The sequence below is a fragment of the Rhodococcus rhodnii NBRC 100604 genome, assembly GCF_001894925.1.
Lineage (GTDB): Bacteria > Actinomycetota > Actinomycetes > Mycobacteriales > Mycobacteriaceae > Rhodococcus_F > Rhodococcus_F rhodnii.
On sequence record NZ_BCXD01000020.1, the window covers coordinates 77,253 to 88,737 of the forward strand.

General features: G+C 64.7%; 3 protein-coding genes. All 3 read right to left on the bottom strand.

Features of this window, described 5'->3' with window-relative positions:
• Positions 1-27: 27 nt before the first annotated feature.
• Positions 28-2,262 (bottom strand): 3'-5' exonuclease, encoded by a 2,235-nt coding sequence (locus RR1_RS15505; protein ID WP_010839044.1) that lies wholly within the window; start codon positions 2,260-2,262, stop codon positions 28-30.
• The gene (locus tag RR1_RS15510; protein ID WP_072713650.1) at positions 2,262-8,654 is read right to left on the bottom strand and encodes a DEAD/DEAH box helicase; all 6,393 of its coding nucleotides are present in this window, start codon (positions 8,652-8,654) and stop codon (positions 2,262-2,264) included. Before RR1_RS15510 ends, RR1_RS15505 begins: the two co-directional genes overlap by 1 nt.
• Positions 8,651-11,485 (bottom strand): NACHT domain-containing protein (locus RR1_RS22350; protein WP_169847051.1); only part of this gene is annotated, 2,835 nt, incomplete at its 5' end. The genes RR1_RS22350 and RR1_RS15510, both read right to left, overlap by 4 nt.

Sequence of the window (11,485 nt, forward strand, 5' to 3'; positions counted from 1 at the left end):
TGGTGACTGTACCGGGTGACCAGCCCTTCAGGACTTCAGCAACTCCGATTGCTTGCCACTCCAGGTCACGACGAGTTCGTCCCTGGCGCGACTGGCGGCGACGTAGAGCAGTGAGCGTTCGCGGAGCAGCGCCTCGGCCTTCTCCTCCTCGGCGACGGCGCGCAGTGTGGCGGCCGACGGGACGTGGGAGTCGTCGATGCCGGCGAGGATCACCCGCGAGAACTCCATGCCCTTCGAGCGGTGCATCGTGAGGACGAGGACGTGGCCTCCCGATGCCGGCTCGTTGTCCAGCGCTCGCGCATCGATTCCCCGATCACCGAGCGTGCGGACGAACCTGCCGCGGTCGTCGACGCCTCGCGTCAACATGGCGATGGTCGATGGCTCGATGCCTTCGTCGAGCCAGGTGCGCACCTGATCGGCGACGACGGTGCGTTCCTCCTCGGTTGAGGCACATTCCCGCAGCGTCGGGTGCGGGCCGCTACGGGCAGAGCGGTACTCGGTGGTGTCCTCGACACCCTGTTCCAGATCCTTGTACTCGGCGCCCGACAGGACGCTGACCGCGAAGTGCAGGTTCTCGGCAGTCGTGCGGTAGTTCAGCGTGAGGCGTCGTGAACGCCCGACGATCTTGATGCCGAACCGAGCCAGAACGACGGGCTGACCGTAGATGCGCTGGTGCGAGTCCTCGGCGATGAAGAGGTCGTTCGGGCCTTCGGCGACGAGGCTGCGCAACAGCGTCCAGTGCGCGGCGTGCAGGTCCTGGGCTTCGTCGACGATGACGTGATCAGCGATGTGGGAGCCGTCTGCCTCGGCCTTCAGTCGCAGCGATTCGGCTGCCAGAGCCACGGCTTCGGGGAAGGTGAGCACACCCTCGAGCCGGTTGTGTCGGCGGAACGACTCGATGAGCTTCCACACGGCGATCCGCTGTGGCCTGCTCAACCGGACGCCGCGGCCCGGCCGTGCGACCTTGACGTACTGCTCGAGCGACGCGATGCGGTTGCCCAGGACGACACCGACGTACTCGGGCTCGAGGAAGGCGGGCGTCGCCAGCTTGGCATCGAGATCGGTGGTCGTGGTCGCGACGGTGTCGCGCCACGCCTTGTCGGCGTTGGCTCGTGTGGAGGTGACTTCGAAGCTTCCGCCGAAGAGGGATTCGGTTGCGGCGGCGGTGTTCTGCGCCGCGACGAGCACCGCGTTGCCGAGTGCATCGATGCCGCGAACGTAGATTCCGGGTTCGCCCGGCTTCTTCGCGATCCGCAGGTTCGGGTCCAGCACCCGCAGGTCGTGCTCGAGTCCGGCGGCGAGCGTTCGATTGAACGTCGTCAGGACGATCCGCGCGTCGGGGTTCTGCTGGGCGAGGTGTCGCGCGCGGTGGATCGCGACGACGGTCTTGCCGGTGCCGGCTCCACCGGAGAGCCGGAACGGCCCGCTCTGGGTCTTCTCCGCGTACTTGCGCTGCTCGGGGTGCAGGAAGGTCCGCCATGCCGTGAAGTCGCCGCCTTCGATCACGCGGCGGAGTTCCTCGTTGTCCTCGATGTAGGCGAACTGCATCTTGGAGGCGGGTCGTTCCAGGGCGGCAAGGATGCGATCGTCCTCGTCGAGGGTCTCGTCGTCGAGTGCTTCGTCGGTGAATCCGTGCTTGTCGCGGATGTCGTCGATGCTGGTGCCGACGGCGAGCTCGAGCAGTGCGCTTCCCTGCCAGCCCGCGACCTCCGCGGCGATCGCAGTGATGTCGTGATCGTCGCCTGCGGTCATGGCGCGTTCGGCCAGGGCTTCGTCGAGGCCGAGGCGTTCGGTGAGATCGGCCATCGTGTACCCGGCGTCGACGAGGAAGGGAACGGCCTCGTCGGCGGGCTCGATGTTGCCGATCCGACCGGCGGAGTCGTGGACGACGGTGCGCTTGGCGCGATCGTTCTTTCCGTCGAGCTCACCGATGATGCCTTCGAGGGCGCCGTTGATCGGGTTGACGCGCAGCGTGGATCGCTCCGCGAGGGTATTCGCTTCGTCGTGCGGCCACGTTCCCATGTAGATGTAGGTCGTGTCGCCGTGTTTGCCCTCGACGCGGAACAGGATCGCCCGGTAGTGGAGGTCGACTCGTCCGGTGCGGACGCGTCGGTCGACGGCGCCCTTGATCGGTTCGATGTGCAGTCCGGGTGAGGTGTCGTCGAGGCGTACCTTCTCGAAGAAGTCGTAGACCTTGTTCTTGATCGACCCGTCGAGCTTGGGCATCGCCTTCATGTTGGTCGCGAGAACCAGATTCGCCATTACGCCACCCCGTTCGTGTTCAGTGCGACCGAGATCGCCTCGGCGTCGGGTGCACAGATCGTCCAGCCCGCCGCCGACATCGTATTCGCGACGTCGCTGTCCGGATCCGCAACGCCGACCCGGAGCTCGGGCCACGCGAAGTCGAGAACGTCGCCGCTTTCGGTTTCGTATCCCAGTTCGGGGATGGGCGTATCGGCGTGGGCGAGCGCCACCACCAGCTCTCGTTCGGCTCTGCTGCCGACTGCCTGATCCCAGATGGTCTTCCACTCGGGCGGCAGTGCCGCCTCGTCGGTGGTCGTCGTCGACGGCGCGGAGGTGTCGTCCTGCAGCAGAGTCACGGTGGTGACGCGGTGCGTGCCGCTGATGCCGAGCCAGTTCGACAGCCGGTTCCATTCCTTCCACCCGTAACCGTCGTGGATCTCGAGCTTCTCGTCTCGGTCGTCCACGGCGAGGACGGCGCGAATCGATCTGTCGGAGGCCGACATTGCGGAGGACACCGTGACGGTGCCGTCGCTGAGTGACCAGCACATGTCGGTGCCGCCGACGGCCGGGGGAGTGTCGCCGAGGAGCGTGGCGAGTGCACGTTCGGCCACGGACTCCTGGGGCGCCTTCACACGGTTGCCCGATCGGACGAACATGAGCGGCAGGTGGCGGCTGACCGTTTCCCATGCCTCGAGGTCGGGGTCGGCGATGAAGGCCAGGAGCTGCGACACGGGGTCTGCCGTCAGCAGCTTCAGCAGTGCGGGTTTGAGCTTGCCCATCGCCATGGTCTGTTTCGCGGCGCTGGCGGAGTACCACGCGGGCTCGGCCGATTCGCCCTTCTCGAATCGCCGCAGATCCTCGTGTCCGAACGACCAGACGAGGGTCCCGGCCTCGCGCAGCGCGGCGCGTTTGCGGGCGTCGTCGGCGATCCGGTTGTAGCCGGGCATGGCGTGGAAGCGACGGCCGTCCGCGAAGATCGCGATGCGGGGGATCGACGTGTCGGCCGTGCTCAGTTCGAAGTCGGGCCGCGATCCCCCCATGAGCACCTGTGGGGTCAGTACCCAGGTGCGAATCGTCTTGCCGGGCATCACGATCGTCGCTGAAGGCCCGTACGTGCCCGGTTTCTCTTTGATGCTGGCGCCCCTCGCGCGGAGGCGATCGACGAACGCGACGTAGAACTCCTTCTCGAGCGGGGATTCCTCGCTGCCGACCGGCGGTACGGATACGCCGTCGGTGACGGCGTCCAGCCACGCGGTGTCGTCGGGCTCGGCGTCGTCGACCACGCCGAGGATCTGGTCGAGCACGCGCAGTGCCGCCTTGCGGGAGACGCGATCGAGCTCGTGGGACGGCGCGAACGGCAGCAGGCACTTGTGGCACGCGAGCCGGTCGTGTTCGGCGCAGTCGCAGTCGTGCACCACGGCACGCGCGGCGGCGAGTACCGCCCACACCTTCGCGGGGTCGGCGAACTCGGCGAGATACCCGGTGCCGCCCGGCACCGTGTCGTGGATGAGCAGCGCCCGCTGGTCGGGGGCGTAGAGGGCGTCGGTGATGGTGGCGACGTCCAGGTGCTCGGGCGAGCCGCCGATCACCTGTCGCAGGCCGAGCAGGATCGCGGCACTCAGGCTCGGGTGAGCGAAGAGGTCGTACTCGAGGGAGCGGGGCAGATGCAGCAGCACGCCCTGGGTGCGCAAGGTCCGGGCGAGTGCGATCTCGCGGACGTGCTCGACCGGCGAGTTGCGGTGCCGACACCAACTGCGGTGCTCGTAGCGAGTGTTGCGGCCGGCGGACTTGTCGAGCTGCCCGCACGACGAGCACACGCGAAACAGGCCGGTGGTGGTGTCGTGTCCGGCGATCGTCCGCGTGCCACCTTGAGACGTACGCCGGCCCATGTTGAGCCACCGGACGTCGAGACGGCGGAGATACTGTGCGCCGAACTCGAATTCCTCGACGGACCACGATCGGTCGACGTTGACGGGGTCGATGTCGGCGGCGGTGACGATGGTGAACGCCTCCTTGTGGCGTTCGTCGCGAGCGTCGTTGATGGAGGCCTCGTCCCGCCGCACCTCGGCGGACACCCGCGCCATCTCGACGACCTGCAGCTGCTGGCTCACGTCGGCGATCGCGCCCGTCCCGCACCGAGGGCACGCGCTGATGGTCGGCGGAATCTCGCCGGCGAGGGTGATTCCGGCCCAACCACATTGGGGGCAGAGTCGCCACGTGTGGATGTTCGACTCGCCGGCGCCGAGGTCGACGGCGTCGATGCGCGCGGCGAGGCCCTGGGCGTAGAAGGTGGCGCCGGGCGCGAGTTCGGTGAGCGCGACGCGGGAGCCTCGCTGGTAGCTGGTGGCCTCGCCCATGTACTGGTTGGTGTCGGGGTCGATCCAGGTGACGCCGACGTCGAGGGTGACGGAGTCGTCGAGGAGCGTGTAGTTGGGGAGGACGCCGTATCGCTCGAGGACGCTGATCCAATAGTCGTCGGTCAGATCGTGGATCTGTCCGCTGAGCAGGCGCAGCGAGCCCTTGGCGGTGCGGAGGTCGCGGCGGTCGTCGTCCGTGGCGGCCGGGGCGTCGGCTCGTCGCTCGAACTCGGGCATCTCCGCTTCGACGGCGGCGCGGCGGGTTGTCAGCTCGGCGAGATCCCGATTCCACCGATGCACGGCCTCCTGCAGCTCGGTGGCGAGTCCGCTCGGCGTCCCCTCGGCAGTCGATACGGCCCAGCGGCGAAGGGAGTCGCACGCATCGTCGCTCAGCACGTCGCCGAACTGCGAAAGGAAGCCGTCGACCAGCGCGTCGGAGTCCGTGTTCACGGCAGTGAGCAGCTCGGACATCCAGCTGCCCGGGTCGAAACTGCCGAGTACTGCGCGCGCACCGCGGGGTGCGATGGTGCTCGGTTCGCGGGCGAGGCGATCGATCACGTGCGCCACGTACTGGCGTTGCAGGATCTCCTCGGCGGTGAGGAAGGTCGCGGGCGGGCGGACGTCGCCCTGGATCACCGACTTCGGGTCGTACAGCTTGGGCAGATGCTCGCCGCGGCCGCGGACGAAAGCCAGGACCAGCGAGTTGCCGGTGAGGCGCCCGGCTCGGCCGACGAGCTGCAGATACGACGACACGGTGCGCGGCAGCGAGCCGAGCATGACGGTGGAGAGGTCACCGATGTCGATGCCCATCTCCAGAGTCGGTGTCGCGACGAGGACGTTCGGGGCCTGGGGGTCGGCGCCGCCACGCTTGAACGCGGTCTCGTAGCCGAGCCTCGTGGCGGTCGGCAGCAGTGACGTGTGCTCGCGGGCGACGACCCGCTTCATCTCCGCGGTGTCGTAGAGGCGACGGTAGAAGTTCTGCGCCTTCGGGGCGCGGGCGAGTGTTCCGGGGCAGCGGACCAGCAGACATGGAGCGCCGTCGAGCTGATCGATGGCCGTAGCCGTGCCGGGCGTGGGTGTCTGGCACACGCTGCACACGAGCAGATGACGCCCGTCGGCGAGGTCGTCCTCCGACGGCGCGGAGACGGTGACGGCCGAGGGCGGAAGCGAATACGCGGTGAGTCCAGCCTCGGTGAGGTCGGCGGTGAGCACGCGCTGCTCGGCCAGCACCCCGAACAGCGACTTCGCGAGGAAGCCGCCGTCGACGGGTGAGACGTTCAGGCACTGGGAGGCCCAGCGCGCGTACCACGACGACGGCGCGGTGATCGCGTCGAAACCTTCCGGAGCGGTACGAGAGCCGACGGCAGGGAAGGCCGGCGCGGGCCGGCCCTTCGGGAATGCCGGCATGCCTTCGCCTTTGGGGCGCGCACCCCACACCCCCCGGCGGTTGGCGTCCTTCTCGATGTACTTGCGTAGCCACGGATGCCGGATCGCACCGCGGGTCCGGATGCGCTCGACGGTGCCACGGACCCAGCGGGTGATGGCTTCGGCATCCGGCGGCGTGGTGGTGAGCTGGTGCTCGGTGACGTTGAGGGCGGCTCGGCCGAAGCGGACGGCGCGTTCAGGGTCGCCGAGATCGACCTCGGCGACGGCGCTGCCTGTGAGTTCGAGGGTGCGGCCGAGCCGCGACTGCAGGCCGAACTCGAGATCGATGTCGAACTCGAGTCGACGCTGGACCTTCGCCGTCGCGCGCTTGCGTGCTGCGGTCGTCGCGTCGGGACGCCAGAACGCCGTGAACTCGTCGTGCTCGACGATGTCGGGCCCGAGCAGGTGGTAGCGGCGAGCGGGATCGTTGCCGGCGCGCGCGATCACGGCCTCGCACAGCTCGGACAGCGGCAGCGGGGTGGCGCCGATCGCGCTGCGCAGCGTGGAGCGCAGACTCAGGGTGTGCGAGCGGGCCTGTACGAACCCGGCGCGATGCGCGGCGTCCTGCACGCTGTCGGTGAACATCAACGCCTTCTTCTCGTCGGCGTCGAGGCGGGCGTCGCCGAAGAGATTCGAGAGCGTCACCGAGAGTTGGGTGGCGACGGCGCTGCCGAGGAAGCGAATGCCGTCTGCGACACCGCACGCGGGGCACATGTCGTTCTTGGAGTCCTCCTCCACGTCTTCGCCGGTGAGCACGAGGACGGGGAGCACCTTGCCCTCGAGCACCTCGGTGCTGTCCGGGTCGGGCGGAGTGTCGACGATCTCGCGGTCGTCGATGCGGAACCACCGTAGACCGTCGACCTGTGTGCCGGGCTGCGCGGCGGTGATCTGGGCCTCGGCGGGGGCAGACAGCAGCGCGCGGAACCGTGAGGCGCCGGCAGCGTGATCGGCGCGAATGGACTCGTCGGTCACGTCGAGGGCGTGACCGGTGGGCGCGAGCCGGGCACCCCAACCCGAGCGGCCGCAGTGCCGGCAGTAGAGCGCCGGCAGGTGCATCGTCTCGGTGTCTTCGTGGACGCCGTCGTCCGACCAGCGGTACGACGTCGTGGGTGACACGGCTCGGTCGATGCGGGAGAGTTCCCGAATCCACAGGTGCACATCGACGTTCAGAGCACTGCGACCCACCTCAGCGCGAAGGTGGGAGAGAGCGGCGAACAGATAGTCGAGGAAGCGCTCCTGCGAGACCAGCAGGCGACGAGTGTTGCGCTCGCCGACCGGGGCGTCGAAGAGTGCGCGCGCGAGGTCCGCGAGTGCGATCGCGTCGACGGCCTGCGCGAGCAGCCTGGCGATCAGTGGGTGGCCCTTGACCAGCTGCAACTGCTCGATCGGGGTCAGGTTGCGGAGGTCGGCGGGAGTGAGGTGCCGGTCGCCATCGAGCTCGTTCTCGGCGCCGAAGAGCTCATTGCGCTCGAAGACGTCGGCTCGCTCGAACAGTTCGGCCAGTACGGCGGTGGTGAGGGCTGCGTTGCTGGGCGAGCCGTCGGCGAACTCGTCGAGGCGTTCGGCAGCATCGGCGATGGCCGGCGCGATGGGGCGGTACAGCCGATCGAGTGCGCGGTCGCGATCGGCGAGCCACTCGGCGGCCGTGAGTCGGGTCTCGCCGATGACGGCGTCGGGGGGAAAGGTCTCACCGAAGACGGTGTGTGCGAAGTCGAGCATCGCGGTCGGCTCTGCCTTGGAGCCGAGTGTGGCGGACGTGGCGACGGGTGTGATGCGCCCGAGCGGGCGGGCGCGGTCGTCGTCCGTAACGGGGGAGGTATCGGTCCAGTGCGATTTGACGGTGAGACCGAGGCGCCGGAGCAGCATGGCGACGTCGGTGCCCTGCGCGCCGTCGTAGGTGTGGAACTCGTCGAGGACGACGTACTGCAGCGAGTCGGCAGACAGCCGCCAGATGTCGGCGCGGTCGGGGTGGAGCAGCAGGTGGTCGAGCATCTTGTAATTGGTGAGCAGGATGTCCGGCGGGGCCGAGTGCATCAGCGAGCGATCGGTGATGAGACCCTCGGCGCTGACCTTGGTGCGGCCGGCCGTTGATTGCTCGCCGGTGTAGAGACCGGCGGAGACGCCGGAGAGCTCGGGATGCTCGTCGATGAGCCGCGCGAGACGCTCGGCTTGATCGTTGGCGAGGGCGTTCATCGGGTAGAGGACGAGTGCCTTCATCCCGGTGACGCCGGCAGCCTTGGCGCGCAGGACGTGGTCGACGATCGGGTAGAGGAATGCCTCGGTCTTGCCGGAGCCGGTGCCCGTGGTGACGAGCGTCGGCCGGGGGCGGGTGTAGAACTTGGTGGACAGTCCCTCGAATGCTGCGGCCTGGTGGCCGTAGGGGGTGAATCCCGTTGGCCACCAGTCCAGGTGTAAGCCCCAGTTCCCGCTGGCCGGCGCAAACGGTAGCCGAAGGCGAGCGTAGGGGCCTTTGAACATGCCGGTGTCGGGGTGACCGACGAAGTCCGACAGGGCGCCCTGGGCATCGGGATCGGTCAGGGCGAAGGTGGTCGCGAGGTAGTCGGTGAGACCTTCGCGCAGATGGTTAGCTTGCAGGGTAGGTATCAGCGCGCGGATTGATGAGTTCATGATGACCGAAGCTCGCCCCAGAAGCTGCGAATTTTCTCCTCAGAGGATTGGCGCGCGCAGAGTGCGGTTGAAGTAAACCGGAACGTCACAACTGATTTAGCCGAGCCTGATGCGGTGATCTGCTTAATCGACGCCGCTCCGGCGCTTTCAAGCTTTCGAGTCAGATCAGCCCACAAAGGATCGTTCGGTCGGTACATCCCTCGTCCGGCGCTATCTCCAGGAATTAGGCTCTTTGTCATCACAATATAAGAATTTTCTCCGCGGGCGGACATCCCGTTGAGTACGTCGTACGCGAACAGCTCAAGAGTGGATGGCTCAGCATCGCGAGCCTCGTGCAGCTGACGTTGAACTCCTTGAGCGCCGAGTCGGTCCAGTCCTTCTAGGACGCGATGCACTCCCGCTTCAAAAGTGTCTGTCTTTCCGTCTCGACGAACTACGCTAATCTCTTGAACGGAGACCATTCCCTCGAAAAGCAATTGGGACATCGGGGTGGTGCTGTCGCCGCAAGATTCCAAATGATTGACTGTGCAATTTGTCGATGTAATTGATCCCGTGGCTTCCGACGCGAAACTTAGGCGATCGATACGGCAATTCTCCAGGGTTATACCAAGTTGAGCTAGGGGCGTTAGGTCAAGTGATCCAAAATTTATGTCACGATACCAAGCTGAAGGCGCCGAATGTTTCGACGAAATGAAGGCTGAAATCAACGCCGCAAGATTGAGGGAGCCCACGCTGGTGGAATCCTTTTTTGTCACAGATGGTTCCGGCAAGAAAGCCGTGAGGCCTTCCTCGTATCGTTCGACGATCGATGCGACTGTTGCATCCCCAAGTGGGGATCGCGCGAGCGCCGCGGTCATGGACGTGTAACCGTGAGAGCTGCTGAGGTATTGCTCTCCCAGATAATCTGCCAACATGACCTCGAAAAATATGTCGTGCTGGAAGCTGAATAGCGGAGAACCGTTGCTGTCTGATGAAGCTGACATTCCACAGAGGACTGTCAGTCGATCGCCGAGGGCCTGGTTTGGGCCATAAAACCCGTCGAGCTCAAGTGCGGATTCGCAAGCTAGTTTGAAATCGTCGACGTCGAGGCTTGATTCGCTGCTCTCGTAGAGGAGTCCGGCAATCTCCTGAAATATTGATCGAAGCTGGCGTGACGACACAGGTGATTGGCCGCCTCGACTCTCCAGCTTTTTAGTTTCTCGAGCAAGATATGAATCGATTAATGTCGAGCGTAGGCCCTGGAATTCGAGGGACGTTCCAGGTGGCGACGTTGCGTCATTGAAGGCCTGTGCGAAGAACGGAACCCCAAGTAGGGACAGGTCAGAGTCGCTGAGCGACTGTCGATACTTGGACCAGTGAGAGTTTTCCGCGAAAAGCCGCTCGACATCGGAGCGTGACCAGCGCTGCAGTTCTAGGATCATGTGGTGTGCTGGGAGGCCATCGAGTCGCGCTGCATTCTGCAGACTCGTCTGGTACTGGTTCGCAAAGTAGGACGATCGAGCCGAAAGGAGAATGGTGCCGCTTCCTCCAAGGTCTTTGAGGACCGGTCGAAGGAGCTGAAATGCATCACCGTAGCCCGTGCCGCCAACTAGCTCATCGAATCCGTCGATGACGAGGACAAGTAGGCCATTTCTACTGAGTGCGAGAACTGAACTGAAATCAAGGTTCTGCGTTCCCACGACGGCGGCATCAATGATGTCTTCGACCCTCTTTAGGCCCATTCCGCTACAGCTAATATATAGATAGAGCGGCTTGTTCAAATCGGTGTCGCACAGTGCGGTGGCGCGGTCCTTTGGTGCCTTGAATAGGTTGAAAGTCTTGCCTATGCCAGCCTCGCCTCGAACGAAATACACTTGTGGCACCCCGGCCGAGTTGTGTGAGGATTCGTCGATAATGTCATAGATGTCGACGGCCTGCCCACCCTTCGAAGGTTCGAAGCTCGTTCCTAGGAATTCCCGGACTGCAAATTTCGTAGATATCGAGTCGGGTATCTTGAGAGTGGAAAGGTTGGCGAACTGTTCGGCCTCAACCTGTCGGAGTTTGTCATTGATTTCGGCGAGCCGGTCGAGTGATCTCGGGACGACGACGTTCCAGTTTGCTATTGACTTCAGGAATTCGGTGTAGCTCGCCCATCCGTCGGGCGATCTCCATTCGCGTTTATTGTTGTTGTCGATCCGGAATTGGTCGGTTCGGTACTCATGGCCCCCACTGGTCTTGCGTGCCCACGCTAGATCGAATGGCGAGTAGGACCCTCGGAAGGAAAATTCCAGGTGAGACTCGCGGAACCCTTTGAGATCCTTGCGGATTGATTCGCGAAAGAGGCTGATGGCCTGGCGATCCTCTGAAGCAAGGGGAGGTGACGTGTATCTCGAGATCTCGCCTACAATGGCGTCGCTCGGGGAGTCGAACTCGATGGTGGGGCGCTCCGGATTTAATGTGTGAAAGGTGCAACGTTGATCGGCGATACTTTGAAATATCGCGAGATCACCGGAACTATCGATGATAAAGGGATGCAGCGATGGTCCGAGTCCAAGCTGGAGATGGCCATCTGACCAGTGAACGCCTCCACGTTGTTCAACGTAGAGGCAGATCGCCTCTGCATTTTCCTGCTTGGCGTGAATCAGTGCTTCCTGCAGTTCAGTCCCGGATGGCTCAATCCCGCCGTGGGCGAGGTAATCCCGATACGCTTTGATTGTCCGATTGTTTGTATCTTCATCGAAGCGAAAAGTCAGTGCATCGCAGAGCGTGGAAACGTCCGGATTGACTCCTTGGGTCCGGCAGTATTCTGAGATCTTCGCTAAGATTTTGAGGGCTCTTCCCGATTCAGAGTA

Coding starts and splice junctions, on each gene's coding strand:
- RR1_RS15510 (WP_072713650.1), bottom strand. CDS start 8,654: ATGAACTCATCAATCCGCGCGCTGATACCTACCCTGCAAGCTAACCAT.
- RR1_RS15505 (WP_010839044.1), bottom strand. CDS start 2,262: ATGGCGAATCTGGTTCTCGCGACCAACATGAAGGCGATGCCCAAGCTC.